Annotated in this window: 18 protein-coding genes; 6 read left to right on the top strand and 12 right to left on the bottom strand. The window is 74.8% G+C overall.

Features of this window, described 5'->3' with window-relative positions; translation table 11 throughout:
• Positions 1-73 precede the first annotated feature (73 nt).
• Both ABD361_RS05340 and ABD361_RS05335 read left to right on the top strand, forming a co-directional pair.
• Positions 74-1,714, top strand: coding sequence for an acyl-CoA synthetase (locus ABD361_RS05340; RefSeq protein WP_344433535.1), 1,641 nt, complete (start codon positions 74-76; stop codon positions 1,712-1,714).
• Positions 1,715-1,754: 40 nt separating this feature from the next.
• On the top strand, positions 1,755-2,456 hold the full coding sequence (locus ABD361_RS05335; protein WP_344433533.1) for an alpha/beta fold hydrolase: 702 nt from the start codon (positions 1,755-1,757) through the stop codon (positions 2,454-2,456).
• A 91-nt stretch (positions 2,457-2,547) separates the two neighbouring features.
• On the opposite strand, the gene ABD361_RS05330 is transcribed toward ABD361_RS05335, so the two are convergent.
• Complete coding sequence (locus ABD361_RS05330; protein WP_344433532.1) at positions 2,548-2,982, bottom strand: peptidoglycan-binding domain-containing protein; 435 nt, start codon at positions 2,980-2,982, stop codon at positions 2,548-2,550.
• A 210-nt stretch (positions 2,983-3,192) separates the two neighbouring features.
• Between ABD361_RS05330 and paaK the strand changes: the two genes are divergently transcribed.
• On the top strand, positions 3,193-4,491 hold the full coding sequence (gene paaK, locus ABD361_RS05325; RefSeq protein ID WP_344433531.1) for a phenylacetate--CoA ligase PaaK: 1,299 nt from the start codon (positions 3,193-3,195) through the stop codon (positions 4,489-4,491).
• Between the two features lie 87 nt (positions 4,492-4,578).
• The gene (locus tag ABD361_RS05320; RefSeq protein WP_344433530.1) at positions 4,579-7,023 is read left to right on the top strand and encodes a penicillin acylase family protein; all 2,445 of its coding nucleotides are present in this window, start codon (positions 4,579-4,581) and stop codon (positions 7,021-7,023) included.
• A 33-nt stretch (positions 7,024-7,056) separates the two neighbouring features.
• Here ABD361_RS05320 and ABD361_RS05315 read toward each other — a convergent pair whose 3' ends face one another.
• From ABD361_RS05315 to ABD361_RS05300, 4 genes are all read right to left on the bottom strand, one after another.
• On the bottom strand, positions 7,057-8,610 hold the full coding sequence (locus tag ABD361_RS05315; RefSeq protein ID WP_344433529.1) for an acyl-CoA synthetase: 1,554 nt from the start codon (positions 8,608-8,610) through the stop codon (positions 7,057-7,059).
• A 54-nt stretch (positions 8,611-8,664) separates the two neighbouring features.
• Positions 8,665-9,777 (bottom strand): NAD(P)H-dependent flavin oxidoreductase, encoded by a 1,113-nt coding sequence (locus ABD361_RS05310; protein WP_344433528.1) that lies wholly within the window; start codon positions 9,775-9,777, stop codon positions 8,665-8,667.
• A gap of 111 nt (positions 9,778-9,888) precedes the next feature.
• Positions 9,889-12,138, bottom strand: coding sequence for a serine/threonine-protein kinase (locus tag ABD361_RS05305; RefSeq protein ID WP_344433527.1), 2,250 nt, complete (start codon positions 12,136-12,138; stop codon positions 9,889-9,891).
• A gap of 161 nt (positions 12,139-12,299) precedes the next feature.
• Positions 12,300-12,752, bottom strand: coding sequence for a DUF5997 family protein (locus tag ABD361_RS05300; protein WP_344433525.1), 453 nt, complete (start codon positions 12,750-12,752; stop codon positions 12,300-12,302).
• A 58-nt stretch (positions 12,753-12,810) separates the two neighbouring features.
• Here ABD361_RS05300 and ABD361_RS05295 point away from each other — a divergent pair, with 58 nt between their 5' ends.
• Positions 12,811-13,563 carry a LysR family transcriptional regulator substrate-binding protein gene (locus ABD361_RS05295; protein WP_344433524.1) on the top strand — a complete coding sequence of 251 codons (753 nt, stop codon included), beginning with the start codon at positions 12,811-12,813 and terminating at the stop codon, positions 13,561-13,563.
• A 24-nt stretch (positions 13,564-13,587) separates the two neighbouring features.
• On the opposite strand, the gene ABD361_RS05290 is transcribed toward ABD361_RS05295, so the two are convergent.
• From ABD361_RS05290 to ABD361_RS05280, 3 genes are all read right to left on the bottom strand, one after another.
• Positions 13,588-14,775 carry an acyl-CoA dehydrogenase family protein gene (locus tag ABD361_RS05290; protein WP_344433523.1) on the bottom strand — a complete coding sequence of 396 codons (1,188 nt, stop codon included), beginning with the start codon at positions 14,773-14,775 and terminating at the stop codon, positions 13,588-13,590.
• Between the two features lie 138 nt (positions 14,776-14,913).
• Positions 14,914-15,705 (bottom strand): phosphatase PAP2 family protein, encoded by a 792-nt coding sequence (locus ABD361_RS05285; RefSeq protein WP_344433521.1) that lies wholly within the window; start codon positions 15,703-15,705, stop codon positions 14,914-14,916.
• 144 nt (positions 15,706-15,849) lie between these two features.
• The gene (locus ABD361_RS05280; RefSeq protein ID WP_344433520.1) at positions 15,850-16,908 is read right to left on the bottom strand and encodes a CapA family protein; all 1,059 of its coding nucleotides are present in this window, start codon (positions 16,906-16,908) and stop codon (positions 15,850-15,852) included.
• Positions 16,909-17,032: 124 nt separating this feature from the next.
• On the opposite strand from ABD361_RS05280, the gene ABD361_RS05275 reads away from it, so the two are divergent.
• On the top strand, positions 17,033-17,407 hold the full coding sequence (locus ABD361_RS05275) for a DUF488 domain-containing protein (RefSeq protein ID WP_344433519.1): 375 nt from the start codon (positions 17,033-17,035) through the stop codon (positions 17,405-17,407).
• On the opposite strand, the gene ABD361_RS05270 is transcribed toward ABD361_RS05275, so the two are convergent.
• The 4 genes from ABD361_RS05270 to ABD361_RS05255 are packed head-to-tail and all read right to left on the bottom strand — an operon-like array spanning position 17,378 to position 21,594.
• Positions 17,378-17,992 (bottom strand): HD domain-containing protein, encoded by a 615-nt coding sequence (locus tag ABD361_RS05270; protein ID WP_344433518.1) that lies wholly within the window; start codon positions 17,990-17,992, stop codon positions 17,378-17,380. The genes ABD361_RS05275 and ABD361_RS05270 overlap by 30 nt on opposite strands.
• Complete coding sequence (locus ABD361_RS05265; RefSeq protein WP_344433517.1) at positions 17,989-19,185, bottom strand: M6 family metalloprotease domain-containing protein; 1,197 nt, start codon at positions 19,183-19,185, stop codon at positions 17,989-17,991. Before ABD361_RS05265 ends, ABD361_RS05270 begins: the two co-directional genes overlap by 4 nt.
• 40 nt (positions 19,186-19,225) lie before the next feature.
• Positions 19,226-20,593 (bottom strand): aldehyde dehydrogenase family protein, encoded by a 1,368-nt coding sequence (locus ABD361_RS05260; protein WP_344433516.1) that lies wholly within the window; start codon positions 20,591-20,593, stop codon positions 19,226-19,228.
• Complete coding sequence (locus ABD361_RS05255) at positions 20,590-21,594, bottom strand: proline racemase family protein (protein ID WP_344433514.1); 1,005 nt, start codon at positions 21,592-21,594, stop codon at positions 20,590-20,592. Before ABD361_RS05255 ends, ABD361_RS05260 begins: the two co-directional genes overlap by 4 nt.
• Positions 21,595-21,610: the final 16 nt, after the last annotated feature.

The raw sequence follows: 21,610 nt of genomic DNA, 5'->3' as shown, positions 1-21,610 counted from the left end.
GTTTTCTGACACGACGTCAGATTCTTTGCCCGCCGCCCTTCCCGCCTGCCGCGGGCGGCGCTGTAATGACCGCGTGGACTTCAACCTCGCCGATCTCCTCGAATCGGTCGCGGGTGCGGTGCCCCGCCGGCCGGCCCTGGTCCACCTCGACCACCCGGGCAGCGGCGCCCGGCGCGCCCTGACCTACGCCGAGCTCGACGCGGCCGCCGACCGGCTCGCCCACCACCTGCGGGCCGCCGGCGTACGGCCGGGCGAGCACGTGGGCCTGCACCTGTACAACGGCGTGGAGTACGTGCAGACGCTGCTGGCCTGCCTGAAGGCCCGGGCCGTGCCCGTCAACGTCAACTACCGCTACGTCGAGGACGAGCTGGCCTACCTCTACCGGGACGCGGACCTGGTGGCGCTGGTCTTCGACGGCGAGTTCACCGGGCGCGTGGCCGCAGCGCTGCCGCGCTCCGGCGGACGGCTGCGGCACCTGGTACGCGTGGGCGAGGCGCCCCGCGGCGCGATGGAACCCGGCATCGCGCCGGTGCCGTTCGCCGACGCCGAGGCGGCACACCCGGACGGGGGCGGTTTCGGCCCGCGCTCCGGCGACGACCGCTTCATCATCTACACCGGCGGCACCACCGGCATGCCCAAGGGCGTGGTGTGGCGGCAGGAGGACCTGTTCTTCTCCGGGCTCGGCGGCGGCTCCCCCACGGGCACGCCCGTCCGGCGACCCGGAGAACTGGCCGTACGGGCCGTCGCCGCCGGCGAGGGCCTGGTGTTCTTCCCCACGGCACCGCTGATGCACGGCACCTCCACGCTCACCGCCCTCATCGCCCTGGCACTCGGGCAAAAGGTGGTGCTGCACCGCAAGTTCGTGCCCGAGGAGGTGCTGCGCACCGTCGCACGCGAACGCGTCACCAACCTCTCCCTGGTCGGGGACGCCATGCTGCGCCCGCTGACGGACGCGCTGGCCGGGCCGCTGCGGGGCACCGACTGCTCGTCCCTGACCAGCGTCAGCAGCTCGGGGGCGATCCTGTCGCAGACCGTGCGCGAGCAGTTCGCCGCGCTGCTGCCGGGCGTGCGCCTGGTCAACAACTTCGGCTCCTCCGAATCGGGCTTCAACGGCACCGCCACCGAGGACTCCGGCCCCCGGCGCGGCTTCCGCCTGCGCGTCAACTCCCGTACGGCCGTGGTCGACCCGGCGACGCGCCGCCCGGTCGCCCCGGGCGCCACCGGCCGCCTCGCCCAGCGCGGCCACGTACCGCTCGGCTACCACAACGACCCCGCCCGCAGCGCCGAGACGTTCTTCACCCTCGGCGGGGAACGCTGGGTGCTCCTGGGCGACCTGGCCACGGTCGGCGCGGACGGCGTGGTCACCGTCCTCGGACGCGGCTCCCAGTGCATCAACACCGGCGGGGAGAAGGTCTTCCCGGAAGAGGTCGAGGAGGCCCTCAAGGCCCACCCGGCGGTGTACGACGCCCTGGTCGCGGGCATCCCGGACGCGCGCTGGGGCCAGGCGGTGGCCGCGGTGGTCCAGCCCCGCCCCGGCGCCGAAGCCCCCACCCTCGCGGCCCTGCAGGCCCACTGCCGCACCCGCCTGGCCGGCTACAAGGTGCCCCGCACGCTGGTCGTCACCGACACCATCCGCCGCTCCCCCTCGGGCAAGGCGGACTACCGATGGGCACGATCGGTGGCCGCCCGCGGAGCCGGGCTTCCCGAGGGATGACAGGGGACTGCCGACGGAACCGCTCCGCTACCGTGCGGCCATGACGAATTTCGTACTGGTGGCAGGCGCACGGCTCGGGGCGTGGGCGTGGGACGAGGTGGTGCCGCACCTGCGGGCGGCCGGCCACGGCGCGCACCCCCTGACGCTGTCCGGCCTCGCCGAGAAGCAGGGTCTGCCGGCCGGGCAGCAGACGCACGTCCAGGACATCGTCGACGAGGTCGAGGGCAAGGACCTGCGCGAGGTCGTCCTGGTCGGTCACAGCTACGCGGGCATACCCGTCGGCCAGGCGGCACAGCGGATCGGCGACCGGCTGGCCCGCGTGGTCTTCGTGGACTCCGACGTCCCGGCCGACGGGGAGTCGTTCCTCTCCGGCTGGCCGGAGGGCGCGGAGGAGGTGCGGGCCTCGATCGCCGGGAACGGGGGATTCTGGCCGGTGGTGCCCGCAGCGTACTACGTGGGTCAGGGGCTGACCGACGAGCAGATCGCCCGGATCGTGGACGGCTCGACACCGCATCCCGGAACCACCCTGACCGAACCGGCCGTGCTGGCACGCCCGCTCGGCGACCTCCCGGCGACGTACGTCAAGTGCCTGCTGGACGGCCCCGAGCCGGGCGACGCCGTGGCCGAGGTGCTGAGCACCGGCGAGGACTGGCGGCTGGTGGAGATGGACACCGGCCACTGGCCGATGTTCTCGCGGCCGCGCGAACTGGCGCAGATCCTCCTCGGTGCGGCCGGGGAGTGACGGCGGTCCCGCTGTCGCCGGGCCGCGGATCCGGCCGGGCAGCCGAACGCGCTGCCCGACCGGATCCGCGTGCCGGCTCTTAAGCTCCGGTTCAGTCGTTGAAGTCCCAGAACGCGGCCTTGGTCTTCGGGCCGACGATCCCGTCGACGTCGAGCCCGTAGCCGAAGTCGTTCAGGAACCGCTGCAGTGCCCTGAGCGTGTTGGGGCCGACCTGCCCGTCGACGGCACCCGCTCTGTAGCCCCGGTCGTTGAACATCCTCTGCGCGGCCTTCCAGCTGTTGGGGCCCAGCTGCCCGTCGATCGTTCCGGGGTCGTAGCCCGAGTCGCGCAGGTAGGTCTGCCAGTTCTTGGCGTGCCGTGTGTCCAGGCCGAGGTTGTTGACGGCGAGGATGGAGACGTTCTGTGCGCTCGCCACGGGAGTGGCCGCCGGCTGCGTCGCCGCGAAGGCGGCGCTCGCACCCGCCAGCGGCAGTCCGAGAGCACTCACGGTCGCAGCTATGACGACCAGGTTCCGTGCACGCGTCATCGTGTTCAACCCTTCGTGGGACGGTGCGGCTGCCGTTGGCGCCGCGCTCCCTTGGAAGCTATGGGGCGGGGGCGAACCACGGCACCGACTTTCGGCTCTGCCCGAAGTTCCGCATCGGGCAGACCTTGACGCGCCGGCCACGGGGCTGGTTACGTCGGAGCACGCGACAGACCGAATGATCGGTCGGGGTTCTCGGAGCGAGGGGGACGCATGCAGGATCCGACGACGCCACAGCCCGACGCCGCCGAGCGCATGACGCGACCGGAGCTCGCGGACCTCCAGCTGCGGCGGCTGCGGCAGACCCTGCAGCACGCGTACGACAACGTGCCCTTCCACCGGGCGGCGTTCGACGCCGCCGGCGTGCGCCCGGAGGACTGCCGTACGCTCGCCGACCTCGCGCGGTTCCCGTTCACCACCAAGGCGGACCTGCGCACCCACTACCCGTGGGGCATGTTCGCCGTCGAGCGGTCGCGGCTGCGCCGCCTGCACGCCTCCAGCGGCACCACCGGCACCCCCACCGTCGTCGGCTACACCGACCGTGACCTCGCCACCTGGTCCGAGGTGGTCGCCCGGTCGCTGCGGGCGGCCGGCGCGCGCCCGGGCGATGCGGTGCACGTCGCCTACGGGTACGGGCTGTTCACCGGCGGCCTGGGCGCCCACTACGGCGCCGAGCGGCTCGGCTGCACCGTGATCCCGGCCTCCGGGGGCATGACCGCCCGCCAGGTGCGGCTCATCACCGACCTGCAGCCGCAGGTCATCATGGTGACGCCCACGTACATGCTCACCCTGCTGGACGAGTTCGAGCGCCAGGGCATCGACCCGCGCTCCACTTCGCTGCGCACCGGTGTCTTCGGGGCCGAGCCCTGGACTCAGGAGATGCGCCGGGAGATCGAGGAGCGCTTCGCGATCGACGCCGTCGACATCTACGGCCTGTCCGAGGTCATGGGCCCGGGCGTGGCGCAGGAGAGCGTGGTGACGAAGGACGGCCCGCACATCTGGGAGGACCACTTCTACCCGGAGGTCGTCGACCCCGTGACGGGCGAGGTGCTGCCCGAGGGCGCGGAGGGCGAGCTGGTGTTCACCTCGCTCACCAAGGAGGCCATGCCGGTGGTGCGCTACCGCACCCGCGACCTGACCCGGCTGCTGCCCGGCACCCTGGGCCCGTTCCGGCGCATGGCCCGCATCACCGGCCGGTGCGACGACATGATCGTGCTGCGCGGGGTCAACCTCTTCCCCTCGCAGATCGAGGAGCTGGTGCTGACCGTCCCGGGCCTCTCCCCACACTTCCAGCTGCGCCTGGCCCGCGAGGGCCGGCTGGACCGCCTCACCGTCCGCGTCGAGGCCCGGCCCGGCACGGCTTCGGACGGGCGTGCCGGCGCGGCCGGCGAGCTGATACGCCGGGTGAAGGAGGGCATCGGGGTCTCGGTGGACGTCGAGGTCGTCGAGCCGGAGTCGCTGGAGCGGTCGGTGGGGAAGCTGAAGCGCATCGTCGACGAACGCCGGGGATGACCTTCGTGATCGTCCCGGGCAACCCCGGGACGGGCCGCCTGCGTCACGAAGGTCACCAACCGTTCCTTCTCCCACAGGAGGATCCACGTGTCTGTCCGTCACCGCTTACGCGCGCTGACGCTCACGGCTCTGGCCCTGCTCAGCGGCGCCGGCAGCGTCCTGCCCGCGGCGGCGGCGCCCGGGGACGGCTCCGCGGCGCACCGGCCGTCCGGGGGCGGGCTGTCCGCCGTCATCCGCTACACCGAGTACGGAATCCCGCACATCACCGGCAAGGACTACGCCTCCCTCGGCTTCGGCGAGGGCTGGGCGCAGGCCGCCGACAACGTGTGCGTCCTCGCGGGCGGCTTCGTCACCCTGCGCGGCGAGCGCTCGCTGACCTTCGGGGCCGACGGCGCGAGCGACCACGACCTGTCCTCGGCGAGCGACAACCTCTCCAGCGACCTGTTCTTCCGCGGCCTGGCCGACGCGCACACCGTCGAGGGGCTGCTCGCCACCCCCGCCCCGGTCGGCCCCAGCCACCAGGCCAAGGAGCTGATGCGCGGCTGGGCGGCGGGCTACAACGCCTGGCTGCGGCAGAACCGCATCACCGACCCCGCCTGCCGCGGCAAGGACTGGGTCCGCCCGGTCAGCGCCCTCGACGTCGCCCGCCGCGGCTACGCGATCACCGTGCTCAGCGGCCAGGGGCTGATGGCCGACGGCATCACCGGCGCCCGCCCGCCGGCCCCGGGCACCCCGGCGCCGCGGGCCGCGGCAGGCCCGGGCAGTACGCCGGCCGGTGCGGCGTCCGCGGCCGTGCGCAAGCTCCTGCACCGCGACGACATGGGGTCCAACGCCGTCGCCTTCTCCGGCTCGGTCACCGCCGACGGGCGCGGCCTGCTGCTGGGCAACCCGCACTACCCGTGGGCGGGCGGCCGCCGCTTCTGGCAGTCGCAGCTGACCGTCCCCGGCGAACTCGACGTCTCCGGCGCCTCGCTGCTCGGCCTGCCCATCACCTCCATCGGCCACAACAGCGACATGGCCTGGAGCCACACCGTCTCCACGGGCACCCCGCTCGGCCTGTACGAGCTGCGGCTCGCGCCCGGCGACCCGACCTCCTACCTCGTCGACGGCAGACCCGAGCGCATGCGGCAGCGCACCGTCGCCGTCGAGGTGCGCGGCAAGGACGGCACGCGGCAGACCGTCCGGCGGACCCAGTGGCAGACCCGCTTCGGGCCCGTCGTCAACCGGCTCGCCACGGAAATGCCGCTGCCGTGGACGGCCGGCTCGGCGTACGTCCTGATCGACCCCAACGCGGCCAACCTCCGTTTCACCGACGCCTCGCTGGCCCTGAGCAGGGCGCACAGCGTGCGCGACGCCCGGGCCGCGCTCGGCCGCGTCCAGGGCCTGCCCTGGGTCAACACGATCGCCGCCGACTCCGGCGGGCACAGCCTCTACACCCAGGCGCAGGTGCTGCCGCGCGTCACCGACGAGCTCGCCGCCCGCTGCTCCACGGCCCTGGGCCGGCAGCTCATGGCCTCCGACGGCCTGGCCGTCCTCGACGGCTCGCGCGGCGCGTGCGCGCTCGGCAAGGACGCCGACGCCCTCCAGCCCGGCATCTTCGGGCCCTCGGCGATGCCCGCCCTCCTCGACGCCCCCTACGCCGAGAACTCCAACGACAGCCCCTGGCTGGCCAATGCCGACCGGCCGCTGACCGGCTACCCGCGCGTCTTCGGCGACACCGGCACCGCGCGCTCCCTGCGCACCCGCGGCGGCCTGCAGGACGTCGCCGCCATGGCCGCGCGCGGCCGGCTGACCGTGGACGACCTGCACAAGCAGCAGTTCGCCGAGCGGGTCCCCGCCGGTGACCTGGCCGCCGCGGACGCCGCGAAGGCGTGCGCCGCGCTGCCGGGCGGCACGGCCACCGGCAGCAACGGCCGGCCCGTCGACGTGTCGGCCGCCTGCGGCGTCCTGGCCCGCTGGGACCGCACGGCGACCACCGGCAGCCGGGGCGCCCTGCTCTTCGACCGCTTCTGGCACGCGCTGACCTCCGATCCCAAGGCGAAGGTGTGGCGCGTGCCCTTCTCCGCCTCCGCACCGGTGACCACCCCCCACACGCTCGACACCGGCGACGCGGCCTTCGCCCGCGCACTGGCCGACGCCGTGGCCGAACTGCGCTCCGCCGGCGTCGCGCTGGACGCGCCGCTGGGCGAGCACCAGTACGTCGAGCGGGGCGGCAAGCGCATCGCCGTGCCCGGCGGCAGCAACGAGATCGGTGTCTGGAACGTCGTCGAGGCCCGGTGGAACGCCGCCCGCGGCGCCTACGACAGCGTGTCGATGGGCACCAGCTACCTGCAGGCGGTCGGTTTCGACGGCAAGGGCTGCCCCGTGGCCCGTACGCTGCTCACCTACAGCCAGTCGACCGACCCCACCTCGCCGCACCACAGCGACCAGACCGGGCTGTTCTCCTCGGGCCGCATGGTGCAGGGGCGCTTCTGCGAGAAGGACATCCTCGCCTCGCCCGCCCTGCGGACGGTACGGGTCGCCGAGCACTGATCCGTAGGGTCCCGTGCGATCCCGTACGGTCCTTCAGACGAGCCGCCCCTGCCTGCCGTGCCAGTACGGCTCCCGCAGCCGGCGTTTGTACAGCTTGCCGTTGGGGTCGCGCGGCAGGCGGGCGGCGAAGTCGACCGAGCGGGGCCGCTTGTAGCCCGCCAGGCGGGCGGCGCAGTGGGCGAGGAGCTCGGCGGCCAGCTCCTCGCCCGCCGCGTGCCCCTCGGCGGGCTCGACGACCGCCTTCACCTCCTCGCCCCAGTCGTCGTGCGGCACGCCGAACACGGCGGCGTCGGAGACGGCGGGGTGGGCCAGGAGGACCGACTCCACCTCGGCCGGGTAGATGTTGACGCCGCCGGAGATGATCAGGTCGATCTTGCGGTCGTGCAGGAAGAGGTAGCCGTCCTCGTCGAGGTGGCCCAGGTCGCCGACGGTGAAGAAGTCACCGACCCGGTTGCGCGCAGTCTTCTCCGCGTCCTTGTGGTAGGCGAAGCCGCCGGTGTTCATCCGCAGGTAGACCGTGCCCACCTCGCCCGGCGGCAACGGCTTGCCCTCGTCGTCCAGGACGGCGAGCTCGCTGATGGGCCACGCCCGGCCGACCGTACCCGGCCGGCGCAGCCACTCCGCCGCGGTGGCGTACGCGCCGCCGCCCTCGCTCGCCGCGTAGTACTCCTCGACGCACTCCCCCCACCAGGCGATCATCGCCCGCTTCACGTGCTCCGGGCACGGGGCGGCGCCGTGCACCGCGTGCCGCATGGACGTCACGTCGTAGGCGCCCCGTACGTCGTCCGGCAGCGCGAGCAGCCGCCGGAACTGGGTGGGCACCATGTGGGTGTGCGTGCACCGGTACGTCTCGATCAGGCGCAGCATCTCCTGCGGCGTCCACTTGTCCATCACCACCAGCCGGTGCCCGAGGTGCAAGGACGCCGCGGCGAACTGCAGGACGGCCGTGTGGTAGAGCGGGGAACACACGAGGTGGACGTTGCCGTCGTGCGGCCTGATCCCGAAGATGCCGAGGAACCCGCCCAGATGGGCCTCCTCCGGCGGGATCCCCGGGAGCGGCCGGCGCACCCCGCGCGGGCGACCGGTGGTGCCGGAGGTGTAGTTCATGACCCAGCCGAGGGTGCGGCCCTCGGGCGGGGTGCCGGGGCGGCCCCGCAGGAGATCCGCGTACGGCCGGAACCCGGGGATCTCCCCCACCGCGTACCGGGCGTCCTGCGGCAGCCCCGCCCCGTCGGCGGCCGCCGCGGCGGCCCCCGCCCACCGCTCGTGGGCGATCAGCACCTTCGCCCCGCTGTCGGCGACGATCCAGGCGATCTCGTCGGCGAGGAGGTGGTGGTTGACGGGGACGAGGTAGAAGCCGGCCTGGGTGGCGGCCAGATGGGCGGTGAAGAACTCCGGCCCGTTGGGCAGCACGACGGCGAGGGCGTCCCCGGTACGCATTCCCGCCTCGCGCAGGGCGTGGGTGAGCCGGTTGGCCTCCGCGTGCAGACGCCCCGCGGTCCAGCCGTGCCCGTCGGGGGTCACGAGCGCGACGCGCCCGGGGTGCGCTGTGGCCTCGGCCCAGAAACCGTTCACTGCGTGCGGCATTGCGCTGCCTCCTGGTTGCTGCCGGACCTTCCCGTGGGCTCCGCCCCGGACCCCCTACGGATCCCCCGCCATGCGGCCCAGCCGGGCCACGGCCCGCTCGAAGCCTCGCGTCAGGTCGTCGACCACCGCCCGCACCGGCCGTACCGCCGTCATCGTCCCCACCACCTGCCCCACGGGCGTGCCCAGCAGTGCCTCCGCCTCGTACTCCTGAATGCGCGTCAGCGCCTCCGCCACCAGCAGCCCCTGCAGTGGCATGGGCAGGGGGCCCGGCCCGGCCGGGTCGTCCCAGGCGTCGGTCCACGCCGTCCGCAGCTGGCGGGCCGGCTTGCCGGTCAGGGCACGGGAGCGCACCGTGTCGCCGGAGCCCGCCGCCAGGAGTTTGGCGGTGAGGGCGCGCGAGCGCAGGGCCGCCTCCTCGGTGGTGAGCCAGACGGACCCGAGCCACACTCCCTGCGCGCCGAGCGCGAGGGCCGCGGCGACCTGTTCGCCGCTGCCGATGCCGCCGGCGGCCAGGACGGGCAGCGGGTCGACGGCCCGGACGACTTCCGGGGTGAGCACCATGGTCGCGATCTCCCCCGTGTGCCCGCCGGCCTCGTACCCCTGGGCGACGACGATGTCGACGCCCGCCCCGGCGTGCCGCCGGGCGTGCCGGGCGCTGCCGGCGAGGGCGGCGACGAGGGTGCCGTGCCGGTGGGCGCGGTCGATGACGTCGGCGGGCGGCGGGCCCAGGGCGTTGGCGACGAGGGCGAGCCGGTGCTCGAAGGCGACGTCGAGCTGGGTGCGGGCGACGTCCTCCAGCCAGCCGGTGATGCGCCAGCGGCTGCGTTCGCCCTCGGGCAGGGGTGGCACGCCGTGCCGGGCGAGGGTCTCGGCCACGAAGCGCCGGTGGCCGGCGGGGATCATGGCCTCGACGTCGGCCTCGGTCACCCCGGCGGCGCCCGCCGCGCTCGCGGCGGGCATGACCACGTCCAGCCCGTAGGGCCGGCCGTCGGTGTGGGCGTCGAGCCAGTCGAGGTCGCGGGCGAGTTCGCCGGGGTCGCGGTAGCGCACGGCGCCCAGGACGCCGAGGCCGCCGGCGCGGCTGATGGCCGCGGCGACGGCGGGGAAGGGGGTGAAGCCGAAGAGGGCGCATTCCATGCCCAGCCGCCGGCTCAGCTCGGTCCGCATGGGCGGCAGGATGCCGCAGCGGGCCCGGGGAGGGAAGGCGGATGCCCGACCTTTCTGATGCAGCGTCAGTTTGCTGCGTCGGTTTGCCGCGTCGGTTGGCTGCGGTGCCGGCTACGTCAGCTGACCGCGTCCGGCCCGCGTGCGCCGGACCGCGGCGACCTGCCGGTAGAGCTCGACGGCCTCGGCCGAGCGCCCCAGCTGCTCCAGGCAGTGCGCCTCGTCGTGGCGGCTGGCCAGCGCGTCGGGGTGGTCGGCGCCCAGCACCCGCTGCCGGGCCTGCGCGACGTCGCGGTAGACGGCGAGGGCGTCGCTCCAGCGGCCCAGCCAGCCGAGCGCGACGGCGACCTCCCGCCGGCTGACCAGGGTGTCGGGGTCGTCGGGGCCCAGCACCCGGGCCCGGATCGCGCACACGTCGCGCGCCTCGGCCAGCGCCTCCTCCCAGCGCCCGAGCCGGCCCAGGTTGACCCCGATCCCGTGCCGGGCCCGCAGGGTGTCGGGGTGGGCGGGGCCCTGCGCCCGGGTGCGGTCCTCGACCAGGGCGCGGTAGAGCTCCAGGGCCTCGGCGCTGCGGCCGAGCCGGCCCAGGCAGATGCCGGCCTCGTAGCGGGCGGCGAGCGTGTCGGGGTCGTCGGGGCCCAGCACGCGGGCCCGGGCGGCGGCCACGGCCTGGTACGTGTGCAGGGCCTCCGTCCAGCGGCCCAGCTGGCCGAGCGCGTAGCCGACCTCGTACCGGGTCACCAGCGTGTCGGGGTGGTCGGGGCCGAGCACGCGGGCGCGGGCGGCGGCGACGTCGCGGGCCAGGGCGTGGGACTCGGCCGCCCGCCCCAGTCTGCCGAGGTTGAACGCCAGGTTGTGGCGGCAGCGCAGGGTGTCGGGGTGGTCGGGGCCCATGACGCGGTCCCGGGCGGCCAGCACCGCGGTGTAGACCTGGTGCGCCTCGAAGTGCCGGCCGAGCTGCCCGAGGACGTACGCCGTCTCCTGCCGGGCGGCCAGGGTGTCGGGGTGGTCGGCGCCGAGCACCCGCTCCCGGCCGGCGGCGGTGCGGGCGAACTCGTGCAGCGCCTCGCGCGCCCGGCCCAGCCGGCTCAGGGCGAACGCCAGCTCGTAGCGGCTGGCCAGGGTGTCCGGGTGGTCCGGGCCGAGCAGGTGCTCGCGCTCGGCGACGACGGCCCGCTGCACCTCGCCGGCCTCGGCCCAGCGGTCGAGGCGGGCCAGGCGCAGGCCCTCGCCGTGCCGCCCGGCGAGCTCGGCGAGCGCCTCGGGCGGCGGCCGTTCGGCGGGCGGGGGCGGCAGCGGCCCGCCGGCGGGCCCGCTGGGGGCGGTGGGGCCGGCGGCGGGCGCCCAGGGGTGCGTCCAGCGCCCGGTCAGGGCGGCGGCCGGGCCGGGCTGCGGGGCGGGGCGGCCGCTGCCGGCCGCCTTGCCGCCGGTGGTCATGGAGCGGGCCCAGCCGGGCAGCCGGGGCGGCTCGGCCGTCCGGCCGGCCCAGGTGGGGCCGTCCGGCGGCAGCCGGTGCAGCGGCAGCCCGGTGATGCGGCGGACGAACTCCCCGGCGTCGGCCGGCCGGTCGCCGGGGTCCTTGGCGAGCAGGTCGAGCACGACGTCCTCGAAGGCCTCGGGCAGGGCGGGGCGCAGCTCGCGCGGGGGCCTGGGCGGGGTGTCGCGGTGGCCCACGAGCACGGACCAGGCGTCGTCCATGTCGAACGGCGGGGTGCCGGTGGCGATCTCGTAGAGCACGCAGCCCAGGGAGTACAGGTCGCTGCGGTGGTCGACGTTGCCGGCGCCGATCTGCTCGGGCGACATGTAGTGGGGGGTGCCCATGGCGATGCCGGTGCCGGTCAGCCGGGCGGAGAAGCCGATGTCATGGGCCAGGCGCGCGATGCCGAAGTCGCATATTTTCACCGTGCCGTCGGTCAGGCGGACGATGTTGGCGGGCTTGAGGTCGCGGTGCACCACGCCCTGCCGGTGGGTGTAGGCCAGGGCGGCGCCCACCTGGGCGGCGATCTCGATGACCTCGGGGACGGGCAGCGGGTGCTGCTTGTTGTCCTCCAGCAGCTGGCTGAGGTTGCGGCCGTCGAGGAGCTCCATCACCAGGTAGAGCACGCCCTCGGACTCGCCGAAGTCGTGGACGACGGTGATGCCCCGGTGCTGCAGCGAGGCCGCGACGCGCGCCTCGCGCCGGAACCGCTCGCGCAGCACCCTCAGGTACGACGGCTCGTGCTGGCGTCCCATGGGCTTGAGGCACTTGACGGCCACGTGCCGGCCCAGGGACTCGTCGCGGGCGCGCCAGACCTCGCCCATCCCGCCCCGCCCGATCAGGTCGAGCAGCAGGTACCGGCCCTGGATCAGCCTGGTGTCCGCCATCCTCCGCCGCCGCCCCCGTCGACTCGCAGTGCCCTCCCCGGCACCTCAAGTATGGCGGCCCGGCAGGGCGGCTTGTAGGGCGACGACGGCGGCCGGTGGTGCGGCGGGGACGGCCGGGGAAGAGCCGGGGGGCGTGCCGTGCGGGGGCGCGCCGGCAGGCGTCAGGAACGCGGGCGGCGCGGGCGCTCGTCGCGGGCCTGCTGCCCGGCCCGGGCGGCCTTCTCCTTGGCCTGCTCGGCCTCCTTGGCCTGCTTCTCCTTGATGCGCACGGTCTCCTTGCGCACCTCGGCCTGGGTGGCGCGCTCCTTGAGCAGCCACTCGGGGGACTCCTGCTTCAGGGCCTCGATCTGCTCGGTGGTGAGCGCCTCGGTGATCCCGCCGCGGGCCAGGCCGGAGATGGACACGCCGAGCTTGGCCGCGACCACCTGGCGCGGGTGCGGGCCGTTGCGGCGCAGCTCGCGCAGCCACTGGGGCGGGTCGGCCTGCAGCGCGTCGAGTTCGTCGCGCGAGACGACACCCTCACGGAACGCTGCGGGGGTGGCCTCGAGGTACACACCCAGCTTCTTGGCCGCGGTCGCGGGCTTCATGGTCTGGGTGTTCTTGTGCGACGTCATGCGGACAAGGATATCGAGCGTGTGCACGAGCGAAGACCACGCCCGGTAACCTGGCCGGGTGACAGGCTCGGCAGTACCTTCCCCGTTCCGGCTCGCGTACGTCCCGGGCGCGACCCCCGCCAAGTGGGCGCGGATCTGGCAGGAGCGCCTGCCGGACGTCCCCCTGGAGCTGCTCCAGGTGTCCGCCGCAGAGGCGCCCGAGGTGCTGCGGCGCGGGGAGGCGGACGCGGGTCTGGTGCGGCTCCCGGTCGACCGTGCGTACTTCAGCGCCATCCCCCTGTACACCGAGACGACGGTGGTCGTGGTCCCCAAGGACCACCTGTTCGTGGCCGCCGACGAGGTGGCCGTGGCCGACCTGGCCGACGAGATCGTCTTCCACCCGCTCGACGACACCCTGGGCTGGGAGCAGCCGCCGGGCCGGCCCGCGATCGAGCGGCCGGCGACGACGGAGGACGCCCTGGAGCTGGTCGCGGCCGGGGTGGGCGTGCTGGTCGTGCCGCAGTCCCTGGCCCGGCTGTACCACCGCCGGGACCTGACCTACCGGCCGGTCGCCGACGTGCCGCAGTCGAGCGTCGCGCTGGCGTGGCCCGAGGAGCGCACGACCGACGGGGTCGAGGACTTCATCGGCATCGTCCGCGGCCGCACCGTCAACAGCACCCGCGGCCGCCGCCAGGCCGCCCCGGCCGAGCAGCCGGCCAAGCGCGCCGCCGCCCCCCGCCGCAAGCCGGCCCCCGGCCGCCGCGGCGCCTCCGGCGGCGCGCAGCCCGCAAAGGGCGCCGCCCGCCGCGGCAAGCCGCGCCGCCGGTCGTAGCAGGGCGTAGCTGCGCCGGCGCGGTCACCGCCGTACGCGGGGCATGCCCAGGCCGATCCAGGAGATGATCTCGCGCTGGATCTCGTTGTTGCCGCCGCCGAAGGTGAAGATGACGGCGCTGCGGTAGCCGCGTTCGAGTTCGCCGTGGAGGGCGGCGCCGGCGGAGCCGTCCTTGAGGGGGCCGGCGGCGGCGAGGATCTCCATCAGCCAGGCGTAGGCGTCGCGGCGGGCCTCGGAGCCGTAGACCTTGACGGCGGAGGCGTCCTGGGGGGTGAGGGCGCCCCGCTGGAGGGCGTCGACCATGCGCCAGTTGAGCAGCTTCATCGCCTCCAGGCGCACGTGGGTGCGGGCGAGCCGGCCGCGTACCCAGCCCAGGTCGATCACCCGGCGGCCGTCGGCGAGCTTGGTGGCCGCGGCCCAGTCGCGGACGTCGCGCAGGGCGCGCACGGCGGTGGCGCCGTGGGCGGCGAGGGTGACGCGTTCGTGGTTGAGCTGGTTGGTGATCAGGCGCCAGCCCTCGTTCTCGGCGCCGACCCGGTGGGTGAGGGGGACGCGGACGTTCTCGTAGTAGCTGGCGGTGGTGTCGTGCGAGGCGAGGGTGTTGATGAGGGTGCACGAGTAGCCGGGGTCGGTGGTGGGCACCAGGAGGATGCTGATGCCCTTGTGCGCAGGGACGCCCTGCTCGACGGGGGTGGTGCGCACGGCGAGCCAGACCCAGTCGGCGGTGTCGCCGTTGGTGGTCCAGATCTTCTGCCCGTTGACGACGTAGTGGTCCCCCGCGCGCACCGCCCGGGTGGTGAGGGAGGCCAGGTCGGTGCCGGCGCCCGGTTCGCTGTAGCCGATGGCGAAGTCGATCTCTCCGGAGAGGATGCGGGGCAGGAAGGCGGCCTTCTGCTCCTCGGTGCCGTAGCGCATGAGGGTCGGGCCGACGGTGTTGAGGGCCATGAGCGGCAGGGGGACGCCGGCCTGGGCGGCCTCGTCGAAGAAGATGAACTGCTCCATGGGGCTCATTCCGCCCCCGCCGTACTCCTTGGGCCAGCCCACGCCCAGGCGGCCGTCCGCGCCGAGGCGGCGGATGGTGCGCCGGTAGAACCGTTTGCGCTCGGCGGCGTCGGTGTGGCGGGCGGCCGCCTCGTCGGGCACCAGCTGCGCGAAGTACTCGCGCAGCTCGGCCCGTAACCGCTGCTGCTCGGGGGTGTAGGTCAGGTCCACGGCCCCTCCCTGGTGGCCTCGCCGGCGTGCGGTGGCGCACACGGTAGAACGCGTTCCAGGAAGAGGGAAGGTGCACGCCGAAAGCCGCGAGGGCGGACTTCCCCCGGGGAAGCCCGCCCTCGACGAGCAGGTCGCGCCTCAGCGGCCCGCGTGCCGCCGGTGGCGTCCGCCGCCGCGGGAGCCGGGTACGGGGCCGGCGTGGGCACCGTACGGGTCGGTGTGGCCGGCGTACCCGCCCTCGGCCGCGGCGAGCTCCGCCCGCTCCTGCGCCAGGCCGAAGCGGTCCAGCAGCGGGATGCGGTCGAGGCGCGGCAGCAGCCAGGCGTGCCACACGCCGGTCACGAAGAGGATCGCGGAGCCGGCGATCAGCACCGAGCCGAAGGTGTCGGTCGGGTAGTGGGCGCCGATGTACATCCGGGAGAAGGCCACGAGCAGCACCGCGAGGACGCCGAGGACCGCGACGGTGCGGCGGTGCCGGGAGTTGCGGAAGAGGAAGTACGCGGCGATCGCCGCGGCCACCGTGAAGGCCGTGTGACCGCTGGGGAAGCTGTTGGAGCCGATCTCCGGGTCGAGGGAGAACTGCCGCGGCGGCCGGTTGCGGGCCACGATGGCCTTGGCGATCTGGGTGCTGTTCCAGCCCACCGCGACCACGAGGAAGGTGGAGACGGCGGCCAGCGGCCGGCGGCGGACGAAGAGCAGCCACCCGGCCCACACGGCGAGGATGATCACGCCCGCGACGGGCGAGGCGCAGTAGCTGACCAGCTTCATCGTGGTGTTCAGCCAGCCGGTGCGCGTGTTGGTCTGGATCGTGCGGTCCAGGTCCAGGTCGTGGGGCTGGATCAGCGAGGTGTGCGCGGCGACCAGCCCGAGCGCGATCGCGACGGCGAACAGCAGGATGGAGTTGCGCAACCAGTGGCGCACGTAGGGCATGCGGGGGCGTCCTTCGGGTGACGGGTACATGCCGTACAGATGTCATCGGCACGGCTCACGAACAAAAGCTACACGCGCCGCGTGCCTGCTCCGGGCGCACGGGCGGGTGGTGAGGGGGTCACCCGGAGGTCGATGTGACAGGCGTCACTCCGCTTGGTCCGAAGCTGTGTCCCGGCTGTCCGCGGTGTCCGTCTCCTCCCTCCCCCAGTGCACCACGAGCCGGTCCCCGTGTGCCGTCACCCGGGTGCCGAGGGCCGCGCTCGCCCGGGTGAACCGGTCACGGACCCACTCCCACTCGGCGCCGCGCGCGAGCTCGGTGCGGCAGTAGTCGAGCAGCAGCGGCAGCGCCTCCAGCCGCACCGGCCGCCACGCCCCGGGCGGCCCCGCGCTCCCGCCGGCGGCCGCCTCGAAGGTCACCAGGAAGAGCAGCCCCAGATCGTTGCGGAGCACCGGGTCCACGGCGTAGTCGTCGACGAAGTCCCCCATGTCGTGCACGATGCGCTCGCCGGCCCCGTGGAAGACGTGGGCCGAGTGCCCGGCCACCAGGGTGGCACCGCACTCCCGCAGCTCCGCCGCGGCCCCGCGCAGGTGGTGCGGGGGCGCCGATGTCATGTTCGGCCCCCAGTGCGGGGTGACCAGCACCGCGTCGGCCCGCCCCGCCGCCCGGGCCACCTCCTCGCGCAGCCACGCCGGGACGCCCCGGCGCAGCTCGGCCAGGGCCACGCCGGGCCGGCCGGCCCCGGCGGCGAAGTCCTCCGGGTGGTCGGTGGCGCCGACGACGGCCAGGCGCAGCCCGCCCGCCTCCAGCATGACGCCGGCGCGGGCCGCCGCGACGTCCGGGCCGGCGCCCACCGTCCGTACCCCGGCCCGGTGCAGCAGGCGGAGCGTGTCGGCGAGGGCGTCGTAGCCGTAGTCGAGGGCGTGATTGTTGGCGAGGGTCACACAGTCGACGCCCAGCTCGGCCAGGACGTCGGCGGCGGCCGGCGGGGCCCGGAAGAAGAACGGCTTGCCCGGCTGCGGCCACGGCTCGCCCCGCGCCGAGACACAGCACTCGAGGTTGAGCACGCACAGGTCGGCCCCGGCGATCACGTCCCGCACCTCGGGGGCCAGGACCGTCCCCGGCTGCGGGGAGCGCGCCAGCCGCTCGCCGACGCCGCGCCCCAGCATGGTGTCGCCCGCCATCGCCACGGTGACCGGCGTCATGGCTCGCCTCCCGCCTCGTACGGCTCTCCCTCCCCCTTCCATGGTCGCAGCGCGGCCGGCGGTACGGGGTGCGGGCGCGGGCCCGGAGGCGGACGATGGAGCCGGTTGCCGAGGAGGTGACGACATGGCGCCGACCGTGCGCGTGCGCAGGGTCTACGACCCGCCTTCGGAGGCCGACGGCAGCCGGGTGCTGGTCGACCGGCTCTGGCCGCGGGGCCTGGCCAAGGACGCGGCCGCCCTCGACGAGTGGTGCAAGGACGCCGCCCCCTCGCCGGGGCTGCGCACCTGGTACGGCCACGACGCGGCGAAGTTCGACGAGTTCGCCCGCCGCTACCGCGGCGAACTGCGCGACGCCGACCACGCCGAGGCCCTCCACCACCTGCGCGACCTGGCCCACGAGGGCCCGCTGACCCTGCTGACGGCCACCAAGGACCCCGGCATCAGCGCGGCGGAGGTCCTCGGTGACGAGCTACGCGCGCGGGGCGGCCGGCGCCGCTGAGGGCGCTCCCGCGCCCTGCAGCGCGGCGAGGTCCGGCTCGCCGTAGCGGGCCCGCAGGGCCTGGAAGGCGGTGACCTTCTCCTCGCCGAAGCGGGCCACGTGCGCGGCGTAGGCGTCGGCGGTGACGAACGCCGCAGGCGTGGTCTTGGTGTGGAACTTGTCGGCGTACATCACCAGTTCCTCCTCCGGCGTCGTGGCCACGTAGTCGGCCTCGGGCAGGTCGAGGTTCTGCCGGCGGATGTCGGCGCGGGTCACGCCCACGCCCGTGTGGCAGGAGCAGAAGCGGCACAGGGCCTCGGGCAGGCCCTCGGCGCGCAGCAGCTCGTGGCCGAGGATCCCGTGCCGGATGTAGGAGGCGTGGTCGAGCCGGCCGTCGCCGTCGAACAGCCGGTAGACGCCGATGTCGTGCAGCAGGGCGCCGGCCCGCACGAGAGCGGCGTCGACGGGGCGCCGGGAGCGGGAGACGAACTGTTCGGCGAGGTCGGCGACGATGGTGCAGTGGGAGTGCACGACCTCCAACGCCTGCGGCGTGGGGGCGTACTTCTCGTGCAGGGCGCGGATCTGCCGGTCGGTGGGGAGCCTCACCGCGGCAGCGTAGCAAGGCGTGCGACGCGCACGACGTCGCCGGTGCGGCCGCCGGCGAGCACCTCGATGCGGGTGCCGGTGGCCGGGTCGGTGAAGGTCTCGCCCGGGGCCCGGGCGGCCAGGTCGAGGGGGCCGCAGGGCGGGGCGCCGGACGACCGGGCGCCCACAACCCTCACCGGCCCCTCGCCGGTGGCCACGGCCGAGTCGACCTTGTAGATCAGCACTCCGGTCGAGCAGGGGGCCGCATCGTTGCCCGCGGCCCGGCGGGACTCGGCGACGTACGCGGTCGTGGGGCCCGTGCGCACCACGGCGATCTTGGTACCGCCGGGGCGTTCCACCGGGGTGAGGCGGACGGTGCGGCTGCCGCCGCGGGGCCCGGCGAGGCAGGCGACCTGCTCGTCGCGGGTCCAGCCGAGCTTCCAGGAGTGCCAGCCCAGGTACTGCGGGGCGGCACCGGCGATGTGGCCCATGACGTCCCAGCCGCCGACGAAGCCGTGCGTCTCGCCGGTGAAGGCGTACAGGTCGGGCAGGCCGAAGGTGTGGCCGGTCTCGTGGGCGGCGACCTTGTAGCCCCAGCGCCACATGTCCTGCCCGAAGGTGACGGCCCATTTGATGCGCCGGCCGTCGGCGGTGACGCCGGCCGTGACGGGGTCGAAGAGGTAGGTCGGCGAGAAGGAGATCGCGGTGGCCGTGCGGACGGGGACGACGTACACCATGTCGGCGGAGGAGAAGTCCTCGTACGGGTCGGCCGCGGTGATCGCGTCGCGCAGGTAGCGCTCGTGGGCCTCGAAGCTCAGCCCCCGCTGGAAGCCGTACGACGTGGACGCGTGCGGCATGCGCGCCCAGCGGCGGGAGGCGGTGACGTCCAGGCGCAGCCGTCCGTGGGAGGCGGTGCGCAGCCAGCCGGCCGCGGGGGCGAGGTGGGCGGCGTACGGTGCGGTGGGCCCGGTGGCGGGGGCGTCGGGGAAGTCGACGAAGAGCGTCAGGACGCGGCGGGTGCCGGTGGCGGGCTGGAACTGCACGGGGTCGGTGTCGTGTCCCTCGTCGGTCCAGCCGGTGCGGCCCGTAAGGGCGCAGTCCGCCGCGGCCGGGTGGGCCGGGGCCCGCCCGGCCGCGGTGGCGGCGGGGGCGGGGGCGGTGAGGGTTGCGGTGAGCGCGAGGACGGTGGCGAGCAGGCGTAACCGGGTTGGCATGTCGCTCCTTGTCGCGTAGCGGGCGGGTGGGGTTCGAGCGTCAGCCTCCGTGCGGCGTCAGGGTGTACGTGCGGCCCGCCGTGTAGAAGTCCAGGGCTGCCCTGCCCTGTTCGCGGGGGCCGTGGGCGGAGGACTTGGCGCCGCCGAAGGGGAGGTGGAAGTCCACTCCGGTGGAGGGCGCGTTCAGGCGGATCATGCCGGTGTCCAGCCGGTCCAGGCCGTGCAGGGCCGCGTCCAGGTCCGCCGTGTGCACCGACGTCACCAGCCCGTACGGCACCGCGTTGGTGATCCGCACCGCCTGGTCCAGGTCCTCGGCGGGCAGCAGGGCGGCGATGGGGCCGAAGACCTCCTCGCACAGCAGTTGATGGCCGGCCGGCACCTTGTCGAGCAGCAACGGCGGCGCGTACCAGCCCGGTCCGTCGGCCGCGGCGCCCTCCGCGAGGACCTGGGCGCCCTGCGCCGCCGCCGCGACACGGTCGCGGGCCGGGGCCGAGATGAGCGGACCGCAGACGGTGGCGGGGTCGGCGGGGTCGCCGACGGGGACGGCGCGCAGGGCCTCGGCGAGGGCCTCGCGCAGGGGGTCGAGGGCGGTGCCGACGGCGATCACCCTGCTGGTGGCGGTGCACTTCTGGCCGGCGTACCCGGCGATCGCCGCGGCGATGTGCGCGGCGGCCCGGTCGATGTCGGCGTCGGGCAGGACGACGGCGGCGTTCAGGCCGCCCATCTCGGCCTGGACGGGGATGCCGCGGTCGGTGGCGGCGCGGACCACCTGCCGGCCGGTGGCGGAGGAGCCGGTGAAGGAGACGACGTCGGCGGCGGAGACCAGTGCGCTGCCCTCGACGCTGCCGCCGGGGACGACGGTGAACACGTCGTCCGGCAGCGCCCCGCGCACGATCTCGGCGAGGCGCAGGGCGCTCGCGGTGGCCTCGGGGGCGGGCTTGAGGACGACGGTGTTGCCGGTCGCGAGGGCCGGTGCGGCCTTCCAGGTGGGGATGGCGAGGGGGAAGTTCCAGGGCGTGATCAGGCCGGCGACGCCGTGCGGGCGGCGGCGGGTGAGCAGCAGCCCGGCGCCGGCGGCCGGTTCGTGGACGGCGCCGGTGGGCTCGTAGGGGGCCTGGGCGTAGTAGCGCCAGATGGCCACCGTACGGGCCACTTCGGCGCGGGCCTCGGCGAGGGGCTTGCCCACTTCCCTCACGGCGAGACCGGCGAGCTCGCCGGCGGCGGCCTCGACGGCCGAGGCGATGGAGGACAGCGCCGCGGAGCGGGCGGCGGCGCCGGCCGCGGCCCAGCCCGTCTGGGCGGTGCGGGCGCGTTCGACGGCGTCGGCGACGGCGAACGCGCCGGGGGCCGGGAACTCGGCGACGACGTCGGAGGGGTCGGCCGGGTTGCGGGAGACGAGGGACGTCACAGCAGGAAGCCTCCGGGGAAGGGGTCGGCCGGGTCGAGGAAGTACTGGGCGGTGCCGGTGATCCAGGCGCGTCCGGTGATGGTGGGCACGACCGCCGGCAGTCCGCCGACCTCGGTCTCGCCGACCAGGCGGCCGGTGAACCGGGTGCCGATGAAGGACTCGTTGACGAAGTCGCGCTCCAGCGGCAGCGCGCCGCGGGCGTGGAGCTGGGCCATGCGGGCGGAGGTGCCGGTGCCGCAGGGCGAGCGGTCGAACCAGCCGGGGTGGATGGCCATGGCGTGCCGCGAGTGGTGGGCGTCGGAGCCGGGGGCGGCGAGGTAGACGTGCTTGAGGCCGGCGATCTCGGGGCGTTCGGGGTGGACGGGCCGGTCGTCGGAGGCGTTGACGGCCTCCATGATCGCCAGGCCCGCGGCGAGGAGGTCGTCCTTGCGGGCCCGGTCGAAGGGCAGGCCGAGGGCGTCGAGTTCGACGAAGGCGTAGAAGTTGCCGCCGAAGGCGAGGTCGTAGGTCACCGTGCCGTACCCGGGCACCTCGACCTTGCGGTCGAGGCCGACGCAGAAGGCGGGCACGTTGGTGAGCGTGGCGGAGGTGGCCGCGCCGTCCTCGACGGCCACGTCGACGGCGATCAGGCCGGCCGGGGTGTCGAGCCGTACGGTGGTGACGGGCTCGCTGACCGGGACCATGCCCGTCTCGACGAGGACGGTGGCGACGCCGATGGTGCCGTGCCCGCACATCGGCAGCAGACCGGAGACCTCGATGTAGAGCACGCCGTAGTCGGCGTCGGGCCGGGTGGGCGGCTGCAGGATCGCGCCGCTCATCGCGGCGTGGCCGCGCGGCTCGTACATCAGCAGGGTGCGCAGGTGGTCCAGGTGCTCGATGAAGTGCAGGCGGCGTTCGGCCATGGTGGCGCCGGGGATCACGCCGACGCCGCCGGTGACGACGCGGGTGGGCATGCCCTCGGTGTGGGAGTCGACGGCGTGGAAGACGTGGCGGGTGCGCACGGACGTCCTTTCGGGA

It is taken from the genome of Streptomyces luteosporeus, from assembly GCF_039532865.1.
In the GTDB taxonomy this organism is placed as follows: Bacteria; Actinomycetota; Actinomycetes; order Streptomycetales; family Streptomycetaceae; genus Streptomyces; species Streptomyces luteosporeus.
This window is presented reverse-complemented; position numbering and strand designations above follow the sequence as displayed.